This is a genomic window from Sporosarcina sp. HYO08 (assembly GCF_001563475.1).
In the GTDB taxonomy this organism is placed as follows: Bacteria; Bacillota; Bacilli; order Bacillales_A; family Planococcaceae; genus Sporosarcina.
Window position 1 is genome coordinate 44,124 of sequence record NZ_LPUT01000029.1, and the last position, 16,605, is coordinate 60,728.

Sequence of the window (16,605 nt, forward strand, 5' to 3'; positions counted from 1 at the left end):
CCCCTTCCTTAAACTTCTTGTCCAACCGTCTCGTCTTCGATGCCAAGTTCTTCTTTAATCCAGTCGTAACCTTGCTCTTCAAGTTTTTCTGCAAGCTCAGGTCCGCCCGATTTGACAACTTTACCTTGCATCATAACGTGAACGTGATCTGGCGTAATGTAGTCAAGTAGACGCTGATAGTGTGTAATCATTAGGCAGCCAAAGTTTTCGCCGCGCATTTCGTTAATACCCTTCGAAACGATTTTTAATGCATCAATGTCGAGTCCTGAGTCGATTTCGTCAAGAATCGCAAATTTCGGCTTCAACATCATCAATTGAAGAATTTCGTTACGTTTCTTTTCCCCACCTGAGAAACCTTCGTTCAAGTAACGTGTTGCCATATCTTCGTCCATTTCAAGAAGCTCCATCTTGCCGTCAAGCTCGCGGATAAACTTCATCAAGGAAATTTCATCGCCTTCTTCACGTTGTGCATTAATTGCAGAACGCAAGAAGTCTGCGTTGGTCACACCTGTAATTTCGCTTGGGTATTGCATCGCTAGGAATAGACCTGCGTGTGCACGCTCGTCAACTTCCATTTCTAAAACATCTTCTCCGTCAAGTGTGACTGAACCGGATGTGATCTCATATTTGGGATGTCCCATAATCGCTTGTGCAAGCGTAGATTTTCCTGTACCGTTTGGACCCATGATTGCGTGGATCTCATTTGTATTAATCGTCAAGTCGACGCCTTTAAGTATTTCTTTGCCTTCAATTTCAACGTGTAGGCCTTTGATTTCCAACGTTGCCATTCCACTACCTCCAATATGTTAAGGATGTAAAAATCACATCCGCAAATTATTATCATTCTAATCTTAACGCATTCACCTTGCGCATGCAAATCATTAAGAATCTTGTGTGATTAACTGATTGCCTGATTTCAAGGCTTCTTTACACCGATTTCAATAGTTGGTATTTATTTTCATTTATTAATTCCCTAATTGAGAATGAAATAACGAGCCTTCTTGAATAACATGAAAAAAACCGGCAAACTAGCTGCCGGTTTTCATTGAAAGATTATGACTTTGTTTCGCCTGGCGAAAAACGATCGACAATGATCGCAAGTGCTCCGTCACCTGTAACGTTTGTTGCCGTACCGAAGCTATCTTGCGCCAAATATAATGCGATCATTAAAGCAATCATCGTTTGATCGAAATGAAGCATCGTGCCTAAAAGACCGATTGCTGTCATTACAGCACCGCCTGGCACGCCAGGTGCTGCGATCATCATGACCCCCAGCATGAAGATAAACGGCAGGAAGGCGCTGAATACAATCGCTTGTCCGTTTAAAATAAGCACGCCGATGGCACATGTAACGATCGTAATCGTACTGCCCGATAAGTGAATCGTCGCAAACAACGGAACCGCAAAGTCTGTCACTCTCGAAGATGCGCCTGTTTTACGCGCTTGACGCAATGTAACAGGAATCGTTGCTGCGGATGATTGTGTTCCAATTGCCGTCAAATAAGCTGGCAGCATTGTTTTAATTAAGAAAAACGGATTTTTCCCTGTCAAAGTGCCCGCTGTCACATATTGAATGAAAAGCATAATCCAGTGCAATACGATAATTAAAACGAAAACAAGTGCAAAAACAGACAGCACTTTCGCTACATGCCCTGCAAACGTCATATTTAGGAATATTCCAAAAATATGAATAGGTAGTAGCGGAATGATGATATATGAAATCACTTTCTCAATAATCGCATTAAATTCATCGAAAAGCGGAAGCATGGAACGACTGCCAATTGACGCCATGCCAATCCCGAGAACAAACGCCAAGACAAGTGCCGTCATAATTTCCATTGGCGCTGGAATGGCCAATTCGAAAAATCCAGAGGCAAGGCCTTCTTCGGGATCCGCTAAGTTGCTAATTTCTTTCCCTTTTAGGAAGCCCGGCAAAATCGTTGAACCGGCAAAAAAAGCAAGGAACCCTGCAAATAGCGTTGAGGAATAGGCGGCCACCGTTGCGATCCCGAGCATTTTCCCGGAACCTTTTCCTAGTTTTGCAATTCCAGGTGCGATAAATGCGACAATAATAAGCGGTACGATAAATGAAAGGAAACTGCCGAAAATGCTGTTAAAGGTTGCAAATAAACGAACGAATCCTTCAGGCACCCATGTACCAAGGAGTACTGCTAAAGCAATCGCAATGACAATTCTCCAAATCAAGCCTATTTTAAGCTTCATTTTTTAATCCTCCTATGATGTTATACAACAAGTACAATACCATATAATGTGTTCTATGGATACGACTTTTCCTTTAACTTTTTTATTCAAAATATTCAATTACCCACAAAAAAGACCCTATCAATCATTTTTGATTGATAGGGTCTTTTTAACTTATTTTACTGGAACGACGGAGCCTTTCCACTCTTCTGAAATGAAATCTTGAATTTCTTTCGATGTCAGCACTTCCACCAAAGTTTTGATGGCTTCATTATTTTCTTCGCCTTCTCTGACAACAATGATGTTCGCGTAAGGCGAGTCAGTATCTTCAAGAACAATGGAATCTTCAACCGGATTCAATCCAGCGTCGATTGCATAGTTCGCATTGATGACAACTGCATCTCCTTCATCGTTATTGTATAGCTGAGGGAGTAGTGCAGGTTCGTAGTTCGCGTCAAATTTTAGGTTTTTTGGGTTTTCAACGATATCTTTTACTTCTGCTTTTACTTTATCTACACCCTCAGCAAGTTTGATCAATCCAGCTGATTCTAGCAATGATAAAACGCGGCCATGTTCTGCCACCGAGTTACTAAAAATGATTGTAGCACCTTCTGGAAGATCTTCTACTGATTCATATTCTTGTGAGTAAACAGCCATCGGTTCGATATGAACAGCGCCGGCATTGGCAAATTGATAACCATGGTCGATGACTTGTTGATCCAAATAAGGGATGTGCTGGAAGAAGTTCGCATCCAGTTCCTTTGATTCCAAGTCTTTGTTCGGTAACACATAGTCTTGATACGTTTCGATGACAAGTTCAATACCTTTTTCTTCAAGTAAAGGCTGCGCTTGTTCAAGAATGACAGCGTGTGGTGTATTAGAAGCACCTACTGCAATTTTTGTAAGTTCTTGCTTTTCTTCGCCTGTGTTATCACTTGCTGCATTATTGTCGCTTCCACTGTCTTTCGCCCCGCAAGCTGCCAATGCAAGAACGAGGATTGCAAACAGTATTCCCCCTAACAGTTTTCTCATCAACATTCTCCCCTTTTCTATTCTCTTTGTATGGTTAGCAGGCAAAACCTGTTAGACCTAAGTTTATTTTACTGGTACAACTGTTCCATCCCATTCTTCTAGAATGAAGTCTTGGATTTCTTTTGACTTCAAGACTTCGATTAACGCTTTGATTGATTCTTTATTTTCGTCACCATTTCGAACAGCAATAATATTGACATAAGGTGAATCCGCATCTTCAATTGCAATCGCATCTTCAAGCGGGTTCAAACCTGCATCAATTGCAAAGTTAGAGTTAATTAACAATGCGTCCCCTTCATCATTGTTATATAGCTGCGGCATAAGTCCCGGTTCATAATTCGGGTCGAATTTAAGATTTTTTGGATTTTCCACAATATCTTTTAATTCAGCCGCTGTTTTATCGATTCCTTCGGCAAGTTTAATGAGTCCTTTTGATTCGAGCATTGAAAGCACACGTCCATGGTCTGAAACAGAGTTACTCATTAAAATCGTTGCACCGTCAGGAAGCTCATCCAGTGACTTATACTTTTTCGAATAGACACCAATTGGTTCAATATGGATGCCGCCTGCATTTACAAAGTCATATCCATTATCTTTCATTTGCAATTCCAGGTATGGAATATGCTGGAAGTAGTTTGCATCAAGTGCTTTTGATTCAAGGTCTGTATTTGGCAGGACATAATCTTGGTATGTTTCAATTTGAAGGTCATAACCTTTTTCTTTTAACAATGGTTTCGCTTGTTCAAGAATGATTGCATGCGGTGTATTAGAAGCACCTACAACAATTGTCGTTTGTTCTTTTTCCTCGTTATTCCCCTCACCTGCATTATTGCTGCTGTTTTTATTTGCTCCGCAAGCGGCAAGTGCTAGTACGAGAACAGCGAATAAAATTCCCGTTAATAATTTTTTCATCCGTATAAAACTCCTTTATTTGTATTAAATAGTAGCCTTATTCATCTCTTATCCACTTTCTTCACAGCGAAATCTCCGATAAATTGGAGAATAAATACGATAATCAAAATAAGTATTGTCGCCATTAGTGTCACATCTTCTCGGCTGCGCTGGAATCCATCTAAATAAGCAAGCGTTCCAAGTCCTCCCGCACCGATGATCCCTGCCATCGCCGTATACCCGACAAGTGCGATCGCTGTCACCGTAATTCCTGATATAAGGGCAGGCATTGACTCGGGCAGAAGTACTTTATAAATAATGGTTGATGTTTTAGCACCCATCGACTTTGCAGCTTCAATGACACCTTTATCTATTTCTTGTAAAGCGATCAACACCATTCTTGCATAAAACGGTGCCGCCCCGATAATCAGTGCAGGCAACGCCGCATCCGGTCCACGAATTGTCCCGAGAAGGAATTTCGTAAACGGGATGAGCAAAATGATTAAAATAATGAACGGGATCGAACGAAAAATATTAACAAATGCACCCGTTAATATATTTACAAGTCGATTCGCCCACAATTGATGCGGACTTGATAAAAACAATATGACGCCTAGTGCAAGCCCGATGACAAACGTGAAAAGCGTCGAAGCAGCTGTCATATATAACGTCTCTACTGTTGCTTCCCACATTTTTGTCCAGTCAACATTCGGGAAAAAGCTTTCAATCATTGCCGATCACCTCCGTCTGTACATCCTTACCATGGAGGTAATTCATTGCTTCTTGAATCGTCTCGTCATTTCCAATGAGTTGAAGAATAAGTGTTCCATATGCTCCACCATGCGTATGTGAAATATTTCCTTGGACAATGTTCACGTCAATATCAAATTGTCGAATAAGGTCGGCCAGAACCGGTTGCTCTGTTCGTTCACCAACAAACACTAGTTTTAACAACGTACCTTCAGGAAATTCTTCTTTTATATGTGTCATCGCTTGTTTGGCTGCTTCTGGTTCAGTCAATTGAGAAACAAATCGTCTTGTAATTGGCTCTTGCGGTGATTGGAACACATCCAGAACGTTCCCCAATTCTACGACTTTCCCAGCTTCCATAACTGCAACTCGGTGACAAATTTTCCGAATCACATGCATTTCATGTGTAATGAGCACAATCGTTAAGCCAAGTCGCTCATTAATACTTGTCAATAACTCTAAAATAGCATCTGTCGTCTCAGGATCAAGCGCAGACGTCGCTTCATCACAAAGCAAAACTTCTGGATCATTTGCCAATGCACGTGCAATGCCAACCCGTTGCTTTTGTCCTCCCGATAATTGGGATGGATAGGCATTTTCACGACCTGCCAAACCGACAAGTTCAATCAGTTCTGTCACTTTCCGGTCACGCTCAGCTTTTTTCACGCCGGCGATTTCAAGTGGAAATGCAATATTTTCCTTCACCGTTCTTGACCAAAGCAAGTTAAAGTGTTGGAAAATCATGCTCACTTTTTGTCTGGCTTCTCGTAACTCTCGTCCTTTAATGGAAGAGATTTCAAGTCCGCCAATTTGAATGGAACCTGTAGTCGGTGTTTCTAATCCATTTAACATGCGGATTAACGTACTTTTCCCAGCGCCGCTATAGCCGATAATCCCAAATATTTCGCCATCGGCAATATCAAGCGACACATCATCAACTGCTTTTATTGCATTGTTTTGGGCGCCAAATATTTTATTGACATCCTTTAAATTGATCATTTTATTCACCTCAAAAGATAAAAAAACCTTTTTGCAGATTAGCAGAAAGGTTTACGTTTAAAAGTTACGTTCATCCGATCTCTCATCTTTCAAAGCATGCGCTTCGAGTGATTTGGCACCATTTCATAAATATGACGGTTGCCGGGCTTCATAGGGCACTTTCCCTCCACCTCTCTTAATAAGAGCGACATATGTAATTAATTGTTAGGCATAATTTAGCACATGCGGTCTCTTGTTGTCAACTTATTTTGTCGAGAAGATGTGGTACGGACTGAAATGCATACACTTTATGTCGAATGATGCCATTTTTTTGAATGAGCAAGCAAGGTACACTTTCGATCTCATAATCGATCGCAAGCTCCTGCTCATAGTTAATATCTGCTTTTCCGATTGGCAAATTGGGGCGCATCGCCTGCACAACTTCCATCATTTTAGAAGCGACCGCACAAGTCCCGCAAATCGGTGTATATAAATAAAAAACCGCGTCTGCTTTGTTGTTTAATAGTTCTTTCCACTGTTCATATGTCCATTTTTCCAAATGACTCAATCCTTCAAAACAAATATTCCGTTTTCACTTTAAAATTTGCCGCATGTAGGATGGTCGCCAACAATTTGTATGGGGTTGTTGCGACTTCGCGGTAGATCTTATCTGTGTATAAATGATGCGCTTCTGAAAATTCCCTTTTGAACAATGCACGAAGTTTTTCCCCTGAATCGTCAGCGTCTACAAATACGTATAACTCCCAGTCTTCGTACGGTGCTAACAGTTCCTCCAAACGATAAGGACTCACCGTGCCGTTTGTACAAATGATCTTAACAGGTTCGGCAAGAATTGGCAAAAGGCGTTTTCGATCCGTATCGCCTTCAACAATTAAGACTCTTTCCTCATTCAACGCTGTCACCCCATTATATTCAAAAGCGTAGGGCGTCTGGCGCCCGAAGCCTAGACGATTTATTTACAAAAAGCGCCGGAAAATCATCCAGGCGCTTTTTGCATTTGTACATATTATTCTCCGATTGTCATTTTGTCATACTCTTCAGCAGACATTAACTCATCAAGTTCAGAAACATCGGATGGCTCAACAACGATCATCCATGCACCTTCGTATGGTGATTCATTGACAAGCTCTGGGCTGTCTTCAAGTTCTTCGTTTACTTCAAGGACTTTACCGCTAATTGGCGCGTAAAGTTCAGAAACTGTTTTAACAGATTCAACACTTCCGAAAGGCTCGTCCGCTTTTACTTCGTCGCCTGCTTGTGGCAGCTCAACGAAAACGATGTCGCCTAGTTCAGATTGTGCGAAATGTGTAATTCCGATACGGTAGTTTCCGTTTTCGTCTTTTACCCATTCGTGTTCTTCAGAATAACGTAACTCTTTTGGTGTGCTCATTCTTGACCCCTCCAAAACTATATTCATTCTTGTCGATTTTCCCATACTTCTACACGAAACTCAAGATAATCAATTACTTTGTCCAAGTATTTTCGAAACTTTCTTCTTTGAAACCTACTGTTACTTTTTCATCGCTCGCCACAATCGGTCTCTTCAATAACATCCCATCTGAAGAAAGCAACTCAATTTTCTCTTCATCTGACATGGTTGGCAACTGGTCTTTTAAGCCCAGTTCACGGTATTTTTTGCCGCTGACGTTAAAGAACTTTTTAATGTCCAGTCCGGACGTTTCAATCATGTTTTTTAGCGTCGCTGCGGACGGAGGTTCCTTTGTAATATCAACCTCTTCAAAAGGAAGCCCGTTCATCTCTAACCATTTCTTCGCTTTTCTGCACGTCCCACATTTTGCATATCCATAATAGATCAATGTCATATCCTAGTCCCCCTGCTTCTGCCAATTTATCACTAGTATAACAAAAATAACATCCAGGCACCTAATGAGTACCTAGATGTTATGGTGATTAGACGACGTACTTGCTTGCTTGGATGAGCTTTTCAGAGGCTTGGCGTTTTTTCACAATGATATTGTAAGGATTCGAACGCGTTAGCTTTCGAAGTGCGGACAGCATCATGCGCTGCTGATCACCTTCGACAGAAGCGAGCAATGTCTCTTTTGCATCTTTTTCAATTGCTTCAAACGCTTCTTGACAAAAGATTTCTGTGTACAAAATCTTCTGTTGTTCTTTCGCTTCTCCATTTTTGGCCACTGCTTTTTCTGTTCGAAGCAACACTGATTCCATGGCAAAAATCATGTTGGCAATATCGGCAATATTCACTAGTACTTCTTGCTCTGCTTCTAACTTCGTTCCAAAACGCTGCGCTGCCAACCCTGCAACGAGCAAACCAATCTTTTTCGCGTTTTTCACAAGCATTTTTTCCTGCGCAAGTGCTTCTTCGCCAATTTCTTCCGGCATCAGCATAAGCAGCTCTTCTTGCAAGCTTTGCGCTTTTTGAAGAAGCGGCAATTCACCTTTTAATGCTTTCTTCAAAAATGTACCCGGTACGAGCAGTCGATTAATTTCATTGGTTCCTTCAAAAATTCGGTTAATGCGCGAGTCTCTGTAAATGCGTTCCACTTCATAGTCTTGGATATACCCGTAGCCGCCAAAAAGCTGTACTGCTTCGTCCGCTACATAGTCCAGCGTTTCAGAACCGACAACTTTATTAATCGAACACTCGATGGCATACTCGGCAATCGAAGCGGCGATCGCTTTCCCGTCCTTTTGCTGTTCTGGCGTCATTTGTGCATGGCGCGCTTCAAAATAGCCAACCGTTCGGTACATTAAACTTTCAGCAGCATAAATTTTCGATGCCATCGTGGCCAATTTTTGCTTTGTTAAATTAAATGAAGAGATGGGTGTTTTAAATTGCTGACGCTCATTTGTGTACGTAATCGCTAAATCCAGCGCACGTTTTGAACCGCCGACTGTTCCAATCCCAAGTTTGTAGCGTCCGATATTCAAAATATTAAAAGCGATGACATGACCGCGGCCGATTTCACCTAACATATTCTTAACAGGAATTTGTGCATCTTGTAAAATAAGCGTTCTCGTAGAGGAAGATTTCAACCCCATTTTTTTCTCTTCTGCTCCTACGGAAACACCCGGGAAATCTCTTTCGACGATAAAAGTCGTAAATTTTTCCCCATCCACCTTGGCATAGACAATGAATACATCCGCAAACGCTGCATTCGTAATAAATTGCTTTTCACCATTTAAAACGTAATGCGTTCCTTCGGCATTCAGCTTTGCGACTGTTTTTGCCCCCAATGCGTCAGAGCCTGAACTCGGTTCTGTCAGCGCATAAGCAAAAATTTTCTCCGCAGTAGACGAGTAGGGTAAATAATTCTTTTTCTGTTCATCGTTTCCAAATAATACAATCGGTAATGTTCCAATCCCAACATGTGCCCCATGCGTAATCGAAAATCCACCTGTTACAGCCATTTTTTCTGCAATGAGCGCGGATGAAACTTGATCGAGCCCCAGCCCGCCGTATTCCTCGGGAATGTCAGCACTTAAAAGACCTAGTTCTCCCGCAGCCTTCAAGAGTTTAATCGATTGGTCGAATTGTTGTTTTTCCAGTTCTTCCATATGCGGTTCAACTTCGTTTTTCAAAAACTGTTCTGTCGTTTCAGCAATCATTTTCTGTTCAGCGGAAAAATCTTCAGGTGTAAATACACGACTTGCCGCTAGATCTTCCAGTAAGAAAGCCCCGCCTTTTACGAGCTCAGTCATTCTTTTTCCTCCCCTTCAATTGCTTTACAGTAGTTCGAAAACGCCCGCTGCTCCCATGCCGCCGCCAATGCACATCGTCACGACACCAAATTGTTTCCCTTGCCTTTTTAACTCATGCAGTAATTTTAATGTTAACACGGTACCTGTTGCCCCAAGCGGATGGCCAAGCGCGATCGCGCCTCCGTTCACATTTACTTTATCCATATCAAGATCCAAGTGCCGAATGACTTGAAGGGATTGGGAGGCAAATGCTTCGTTTAGTTCCCATAAATCGATATCAGCAATGGTTAACCCTGCCATTTTCAATGCTTTCGGCACGGCAGCAATCGGTCCGATGCCCATCACTTCCGGCGGCACGCCTCCGACAGCAAATGACCGAAACTTTGCGAACGGCTTCAGTCCTTTCGCTTCTGCCACTTCCCGTTCCATCATGAGAACTGAAGCGGCACCGTCAGACGTTTGAGAGGCATTTCCGGCGGTGACGGTTCCTTTCACCGAAAAAACCGGCCTTAATTTCGCCAACACTTCCCTATTCGTTCCATGCCGCACACCTTCATCCATTTCGAATAGAAAAGGTTGTTCTTGAACTTTGCCTTTTTCATCGACAAAACGTTTAACGACTTCAACTGGAACGATCTCATCGACAAACTTTCCAGCGGCAATTGCTGCCCCTGCTTTTTCATGTGATCTTACCGCAAAAGCGTCCTGGTCTTCCCGGCTCACACCGTACTTCATCGCAACTTGCTCCGCTGTATGCCCCATCCCCATATAATACTCGGGTGCTGTTTCGGCTAGCTTGACATTCGGCCGAATCGTATGCCCCATCATTGGTACCATACTCATCGACTCCACACCGCCTGCGATCACCGCTTCCGCATGACCGAGCATAATTCGCTCTGCAGCAAACGCAATAGACTGGAGACCCGAAGAGCAGAACCGATTGATCGTAATGGCTGGTGTTGTGTCGGGCAGTCCAGCAAGTGCACCAATATTGCGCGCAACATTCATTCCTTGCTCTGCTTCCGGCATCGCACAGCCAATAATAACGTCATCGATCGGTCCATCATACCCTCCCGCTCGTTTCAACGTCTCTTGAATGACAAGTGCTCCTAGGTCATCGGGACGAACTGTTGCAAGGGAACCTTTTCCTGCTTTACCGACCGGCGTTCTTGCGCCGGACACGAGAACTGCTTCACGCATGTTTTTTCCTCCTTTAGGCGGGTTCTTTAATTGCGCAGTGGTTTTCCTTTCAAAAGCATATGTTGCATCCGTTGCTGTGACTTTGGTTCTGCAATTAAACTTAAAAACGCTTCTCTCTCAAGGTCTAGTAAATATTGTTCATCTACTAGTGTCCCAAATGGCAGTTTTCCACCTGATAATACAAAGGCAAGTTTCTTCGCGATCTTCAAATCATGTTCGCTTATATAGCCCGATAAGAACATCGCTTCCGCACCAAGCAGTAACGTCGCATAACCCGAATCTCCTGTGACCGGGATTTTCTCCCGCTTCGGTGTCGTGTAGCCATTTTCAAATAAAGTAAGCGCGATTTGTTTCGCTTCGTACAATTGATGATCTTCGTTCACACTGATGCCATCCGCAAAGTTTAAGAAGTTATTTTCTCTCGCTTCTTCGGCAGATGTTGAGACTTTGGCCAGCGCAATCGTTTCAAATACTTGATTGGCCACTTTTTGAAGATCGACTTCCACACCATGCGGAATGCCTTTTAAGAACTTCGTATAGAGACCGATATTGCCGCCCCCGCCGGGAATTAACCCAACGCCAGTTTCCACTAATCCCATATACGTTTCCTGCGCCGCTTGAATATGCGCCGCTGGTAAGCAAACTTCCGCCCCACCGCCAAGCGTCATACCGAATGGCGCAGCAACGACCGGCTTTGTTGCGTATTTTATTTTCATCATGGCATTTTGAAATGCGCGAATGACATAATCTAATTCAAATAGGTTATCGTCCCCGGCTTCCATTAAAATAAGTCCTAAATTCGCGCCGACACAGAAGTTTTTTCCTTGATTGCCAATGACGAGCCCTTTGTAATTTTTTTCGACTTCATCGACAGCAAAATTGATCATTTGAATAATATCCAGTCCGATCGCATTCGATTGCGAATGAAATTCAAGCAAAGCAATGCCATCGCCTAAGTCAATCAAGCTTGCACCTGTATTTTTTTTAATAACACCCTGTTTCTTTTTATACTGTTTTAGATCAATTACTTTTTCATTAACCGGAACTGGACGGTAACGATCCCCATCAAAATAGTGGATCACCCCGTCTTGTTCACCATAAAAAGAGTCATAGCCGCTGTCGAGCAAACTTTGCACAAAAGTGGGGATCTCAAATCCTTCTTCCCTCATTTTCCGAACGGATTTTTGTACGCCAATGGCATCCCATACTTCAAAAGGTCCTTGCCGCCATCCAAAGCCCCACTTCATCGCCTGATCGATGGCGACAATGGTATCGGCAATTTCACCGTGCATTTCGGCTGCGTACCGAAGGGTTGGCGATAAGGTATTCCATAGTATTTCTCCAGCTCGATCTTTCGCATAGACGAGTGTCTTTACTTTGTTCGCCAATCCTTTTTGCTGCTTTGTCATTTCAATTGAAGGCGCTTTCATTTTCTTTGTCTGGATGTAGTCAAATGTTTGAAGATCCAACTCAAGAATTTCTCGACCTTTTTTCACATAAAAACCTTGCGTTGCTTTTGCACCGATCCAGCCGTTATCGATCATTTTCTTCATAAACGGTGGGATCGTAAATACTTGTTGTTCTTCCCCTGTCGTTTCGTTGTAAACATTGTTCACAACATGCATGAACGTATCAAGACCGACAACGTCTAACGTGCGAAAAGTCGCTGATTTAGGCCGGCCGATCAAAGTCCCCGTCACGGAATCTACTTCTCCAATTGAATAACCGTACCTCTCCATCTCACGAAGTGTGACCATTAAGCCGTACGTTCCAATTCGATTGGCAATAAAATTAGGCGTATCCTTTGCGATGACGACACCTTTGCCGAGCCGGTTCTCACCAAATTGCACCATTTCCTCCACAACGGATGGGTCGGTGTAACTTGACGGAATAACTTCGAGCAATTTCAAATAGCGTGGCGGATTAAAGAAATGTGTACCTAAAAAATGTTGTTGGAAATCTTTTGATCGCCCTTCAGCCATCGCATCAATTCGTATTCCCGAAGTGTTAGAGCTAATCATCGTTCCCGGTCTCCGCACTGTCTCAATCTTTTCATATAACGCCTTTTTCGCATCAAGATTTTCCACAATGACTTCAACAATCCAGTCCACTTCTTTCAGCTTTTCTAAATCATCTTCCAAATTCCCAACTTCTATTAATGAGAGGTTACGCTTCGATGTTAGGGGGGCTGGCTTTTGTGTTAGCAGCTTTTTTAAAGCGTTTGCTGCAAACTTATTGCGTACTTGCGGATCTTCCAATGTTAATCGTTTCGTTTGTTCTTCGTTCGTCAATGCCGTAGGTACAATATCGAGCAACAAGACAGGGATCCCAACATTTGCAAGATGGGCTGCGATGCCTGATCCCATCACACCGGATCCAATAACTGCCACTTTTTTGATTTGTATGGCCACGCGCGAAGTCTCCCTTCCACTTTTGAATGAGTGCTCATTCATTTTATGAGTGAAACAACAAAACATTCCCTATTTATTATTCTAAAACATTTTCACTATTTTCACAATATTGAAACCCGATTTCATTATATGCATGACTAGGCAGAGTGTTTCACTACCGCCGCGTAGTAAAACATTGTACACTGACATATGGGAGGGGAATATTTGATGATGAAACCAATTACGACAGTTGAACAATTTAATGAAGCAATTGCTGGAGAGGACAAAGCAATCGTCAAGTTTCAAGCAGGTTGGTGTCCGGATTGCACAGTATTAGATATGTTTATCGGACCGATCGTTGAAAAATACGATACGTATACATGGTACGATGTGGATCGCGACGTGCTTCCTGAAATCGCAGAAAAGTATGAAGTGATGGGCATTCCAAGTTTATTAATTTTCCAAAATGGCGAAAAGACGGGACATCTACACAGCGCCTATACAAAAACGCCTGAGCAAGTTACTGAATTTCTCGACAAAGACAATGAATAATTAGAAGGGAAACGACGGAAGTAGCCCGTCGTTTTTTACTACATAAATTCATGTGATGCATACATTTTGGAGGTCTCTTGATGAAAAAAATATTGCAGGTAAACGGCAAATCACAATATGACCAAGACATTCATCAAGCCTATCGCGCCTCTGCCTGCGGTCCAGTTACGGCTCGCGTCATGCTGGATCAATTCTCCACCGATACATGTTCCTACACCATCAATGAACTTTATCCATTGCTTGGCGGGACAAAAATAGGGCTTTTTAAAAGACGTTTCATCCGAAACATGCAAAAGATTTTGGGAGATGACTGGATCGTAGCCCAATGCTCGTTGGATGAAGTGAAACAGCAAATTAATAAAGGCCATCTCGTTGCAGCCAAGTTCGATAAATGGTTCAAGATCCGTTGGTTCGGCAAATACAAATTCGATTATCATTGGGTGCCTGTCATCGGCTATGAAGAAAAGAACGAGGACATCGATCTAATCATTCACGATAATGGCAGCAGACATCATCCGAGCCGAATCCGCCGTGTCTCTTACAAACAAAATCAAGCCATATTGTCCTTCGTAAAGGTTGAGCCTAGAAATGCTTGACAAACTAAAAAACGCTGCCTGACTTTTCCATCAGGCAGCGTTTTTTTCTCTTGTATGAGCTAGTGCTTGTTTCGGCGTTGCAAAACTTTTAATCTTGCCGAATGATAGGCCTAGATTGACCATTGTTTGGGCAATGGCCGGCGAAATACCGCTTGTCATTGCCTGAATGCCTAGTAAGGAGAATGTTTTAAACAAATAGTAAAGCTGTTGTACGACAAACGTGTCTGTCGTCTCCAATCCCGATAAAACAACAATCTTACACTTCTAAAATATTTCGGCCAAATAGTGAATCTGCCTGTCTGACGATTAGAGAATATCCTTCTTTTTCTATAGCTGCTCTTATGCTTCCGTCAAATGTCGGGATTTCCAATTCTTCCAGTGAATCATTCAAATCCAGTTGACAATGAATCTCGGCAAGTTTTCTAGATAACAGAAGCATCTCCTGATCCTGGGCAATTTTCTTTTGCATCGCTGGACTTAATTGTTCGAGTGCAGCTAATACCCCTTCCACTGTACCGTATTCTTTAATGAGCTTTAAAGCCGTTTTCGGACCAATGCCTTTGACACCCGGATAGCCGTCGCTTGCATCTCCGGTAAACGCTTTTTTATCAATAAATTGGACTGGTTGAATGCCATACTCCTCCACGAATCGTTCATCTGTATACAGATCATAAACGGTATACCCCTTTTTCGTAAAAGCAATCTGAGTGCCCGGTCTCAATAACTGCAATAAGTCTTTATCTCCAGACACGATCGTTATATCTGCCTTACCACCCCACGTATGAACGAATGAACCAATTAAATCATCCGCTTCCATTCCTTCAATCCCATAACTTTTCCATCCCAACAGTTCCGACACGCTCCGCGCCATATCAAACTGCGGTACGAGTTCCGGTGCAGGGGCAGGACGATTCGCTTTATATCCGTCAAACAAATCATTCCGGAATGTATGAGCCCCCATATCCCAGCACACTGCCATATGCGTCGGCTTAAAAATAGAGGCCGCCGTCATCGCATGTCGGGCAAATCCTTGTACGCCATTTGTCGGTACGCCTTTTTCATTTGGCATATAATGCCCCATCGCAGACGTAGCAAAAAAAGAACGGAACAAGAGTGCCATTCCGTCTATGAGTAAAATATGTGGTTTCTCTTGTGTCATTTGTTAAAATTCCTCCAATATCTCGTCGCATCCCTCTATCCTTATTTTAGCATACACGATTGTTTAATAGTTAAGCCAGATATTACTTATCCAGAAATTTCAAATAACATACGTATATTAGGAGATAATTCACTGTGAAGAAAGTACTGTTTTTAATTTGATCTCTATCTGATCTGATTAAATGCACTGCGCATATTTACTTCCTTCAATTCCCCCATTCATCAATAGGTATACCCATTCCTTTTTAATACCCCATGCATACACTACATCGAACCACCTAGAAGGAGTGAGCGAATGGTTAATATGCAGCCGTCTGGGCAAGATGGGCAGATGTGGTTCCCTAAGTTACCAGAAGGATATGAGGAAAGGCAGGAGCAGATGATGCATAGTTATGCAAATTGGCAAGGAATGCCCGGCATGGCAATGACAGAATGGCACGGCATGCCTGATATGGATCCGTCGGGAATGGGCATGCAAGGAATGGAAATGCCTGGTATGGAAATGGCAGCGGCTTATCCGCACGAAGAGATGTCTGGCATGCAAATGCCTGAAATGTCGAATTGGCATGGGATGGAACATATGGAAATGGTTAACCAACCACGTTGGCATGGTAACCCCGATCCGCCGTCACCGTTCGGAGGACCTGGATTTGGACCGCCGCACGGGGGACCCGAATTCGGACCGCCAATGCATGGGGGGCCTGGATTTGGACCACCGCATGGGGGACCCGGATTTGGACCGCCAATGCATGGAGGGCCTGGATTTGGACCGCCGCATGGAGGGCATGGGCAGGGGGGACATGGAGGACATGGCCAACACGCACAACCGCCTTCATCACCGCCGCCGTTCCATACACCTAGTTTCCCAACTCACCAAACCTTTGCGGTAGATCCGGGTGCTATTCGCGGATGTCTATACCGGTTTACGTATGTTTGGTTATCCAGACGGAACGGTTTTTGGTTTTATCCCGTATTTGTAGGCCGCAGATCTGTTGCCGGTTATCGTTGGAATAGCCGCCGCCGTAGATGGGAATATACAGGGATAGATTTGAACCAAATTATTCGTTTCACTTGTTCTTGATATAGGGAACATGTATTATAGTACCTATTCACTTTTGACTGAAACAAGTAAAAATCGAATCCGTTGTACT

General features: G+C 43.0%; 18 protein-coding genes and 1 riboswitch. Of the genes, 3 read left to right on the plus strand and 15 right to left on the minus strand.

What is annotated here, in order from left to right; genetic code table 11:
* Positions 1 to 8 precede the first annotated feature (8 nt).
* The 13 genes from sufC to AU377_RS13605 all read right to left on the minus strand — a co-directional run bounded on the left by sufC (position 9) and on the right by AU377_RS13605 (position 13,169).
* Entirely contained in the window at positions 9 to 788 is a 780-nt protein-coding gene (sufC, locus tag AU377_RS13545; protein ID WP_067408313.1) for a Fe-S cluster assembly ATPase SufC, read from the minus strand.
* Between the two features lie 265 nt (positions 789 to 1,053).
* A complete protein-coding gene (locus AU377_RS13550) occupies positions 1,054 to 2,223 on the minus strand; it encodes a dicarboxylate/amino acid:cation symporter (RefSeq protein WP_067408314.1) in 1,170 nt (389 codons plus the stop codon).
* A gap of 153 nt (positions 2,224 to 2,376) precedes the next feature.
* Positions 2,377 to 3,234, minus strand: coding sequence for a MetQ/NlpA family ABC transporter substrate-binding protein (locus tag AU377_RS13555; RefSeq protein WP_067408315.1), 858 nt, complete (start codon positions 3,232 to 3,234; stop codon positions 2,377 to 2,379).
* Positions 3,235 to 3,297: 63 nt separating this feature from the next.
* Positions 3,298 to 4,146 carry a MetQ/NlpA family ABC transporter substrate-binding protein gene (locus tag AU377_RS13560; RefSeq protein ID WP_067408316.1) on the minus strand — a complete coding sequence of 283 codons (849 nt, stop codon included), beginning with the start codon at positions 4,144 to 4,146 and terminating at the stop codon, positions 3,298 to 3,300.
* A gap of 41 nt (positions 4,147 to 4,187) precedes the next feature.
* Positions 4,188 to 4,856 carry a methionine ABC transporter permease gene (locus AU377_RS13565; RefSeq protein ID WP_067408317.1) on the minus strand — a complete coding sequence of 223 codons (669 nt, stop codon included), beginning with the start codon at positions 4,854 to 4,856 and terminating at the stop codon, positions 4,188 to 4,190.
* A complete protein-coding gene (locus AU377_RS13570; protein WP_067408318.1) occupies positions 4,849 to 5,874 on the minus strand; it encodes a methionine ABC transporter ATP-binding protein in 1,026 nt (341 codons plus the stop codon). Before AU377_RS13570 ends, AU377_RS13565 begins: the two co-directional genes overlap by 8 nt.
* 79 nt (positions 5,875 to 5,953) lie before the next feature.
* Positions 5,954 to 6,059, minus strand: a riboswitch (SAM riboswitch).
* Positions 6,060 to 6,112: 53 nt separating this feature from the next.
* Positions 6,113 to 6,412, minus strand: a complete 300-nt coding sequence (locus tag AU377_RS13575) for a thioredoxin family protein (RefSeq protein WP_067408319.1) — start codon at positions 6,410 to 6,412, stop codon at positions 6,113 to 6,115.
* A 13-nt stretch (positions 6,413 to 6,425) separates the two neighbouring features.
* Positions 6,426 to 6,767: a hypothetical protein gene (locus AU377_RS13580; protein ID WP_067408320.1), complete on the minus strand. Its 342-nt coding sequence runs from the start codon at positions 6,765 to 6,767 to the stop codon at positions 6,426 to 6,428.
* A gap of 113 nt (positions 6,768 to 6,880) precedes the next feature.
* The gene (gcvH, locus tag AU377_RS13585; RefSeq protein ID WP_067408321.1) at positions 6,881 to 7,264 is read right to left on the minus strand and encodes a glycine cleavage system protein GcvH; all 384 of its coding nucleotides are present in this window, start codon (positions 7,262 to 7,264) and stop codon (positions 6,881 to 6,883) included.
* Between the two features lie 73 nt (positions 7,265 to 7,337).
* Complete coding sequence (locus tag AU377_RS13590) at positions 7,338 to 7,697, minus strand: arsenate reductase family protein (protein ID WP_067408322.1); 360 nt, start codon at positions 7,695 to 7,697, stop codon at positions 7,338 to 7,340.
* Between the two features lie 88 nt (positions 7,698 to 7,785).
* Complete coding sequence (locus tag AU377_RS13595) at positions 7,786 to 9,558, minus strand: acyl-CoA dehydrogenase family protein (RefSeq protein ID WP_067408323.1); 1,773 nt, start codon at positions 9,556 to 9,558, stop codon at positions 7,786 to 7,788.
* 24 nt (positions 9,559 to 9,582) lie between these two features.
* Positions 9,583 to 10,758 (minus strand): acetyl-CoA C-acetyltransferase, encoded by a 1,176-nt coding sequence (locus AU377_RS13600; protein WP_067408324.1) that lies wholly within the window; start codon positions 10,756 to 10,758, stop codon positions 9,583 to 9,585.
* A gap of 26 nt (positions 10,759 to 10,784) precedes the next feature.
* Entirely contained in the window at positions 10,785 to 13,169 is a 2,385-nt protein-coding gene (locus tag AU377_RS13605; RefSeq protein ID WP_156450452.1) for a 3-hydroxyacyl-CoA dehydrogenase/enoyl-CoA hydratase family protein, read from the minus strand.
* 210 nt (positions 13,170 to 13,379) lie between these two features.
* Between AU377_RS13605 and AU377_RS13610 the strand changes: the two genes are divergently transcribed.
* Together AU377_RS13610 and AU377_RS13615 are read left to right on the plus strand one after the other, a co-directional pair.
* Positions 13,380 to 13,700, plus strand: a complete 321-nt coding sequence (locus AU377_RS13610; protein ID WP_067408397.1) for a thioredoxin family protein — start codon at positions 13,380 to 13,382, stop codon at positions 13,698 to 13,700.
* 80 nt (positions 13,701 to 13,780) lie between these two features.
* On the plus strand, positions 13,781 to 14,296 hold the full coding sequence (locus AU377_RS13615; RefSeq protein ID WP_067408326.1) for a C39 family peptidase: 516 nt from the start codon (positions 13,781 to 13,783) through the stop codon (positions 14,294 to 14,296).
* A gap of 30 nt (positions 14,297 to 14,326) precedes the next feature.
* Here the strand turns inward: AU377_RS13615 and AU377_RS13620 are convergent, their stop codons facing one another.
* Together AU377_RS13620 and AU377_RS13625 are read right to left on the minus strand one after the other, a co-directional pair.
* A complete protein-coding gene (locus AU377_RS13620) occupies positions 14,327 to 14,551 on the minus strand; it encodes an STAS domain-containing protein (RefSeq protein WP_067408327.1) in 225 nt (74 codons plus the stop codon).
* A gap of 1 nt (position 14,552) precedes the next feature.
* Positions 14,553 to 15,455, minus strand: coding sequence for a 5'-3' exonuclease (locus tag AU377_RS13625; RefSeq protein ID WP_067408328.1), 903 nt, complete (start codon positions 15,453 to 15,455; stop codon positions 14,553 to 14,555).
* A gap of 294 nt (positions 15,456 to 15,749) precedes the next feature.
* Between AU377_RS13625 and AU377_RS15925 the strand changes: the two genes are divergently transcribed.
* Positions 15,750 to 16,535, plus strand: coding sequence for a hypothetical protein (locus AU377_RS15925; RefSeq protein ID WP_368664432.1), 786 nt, complete (start codon positions 15,750 to 15,752; stop codon positions 16,533 to 16,535).
* Positions 16,536 to 16,605 lie beyond the last annotated feature (70 nt).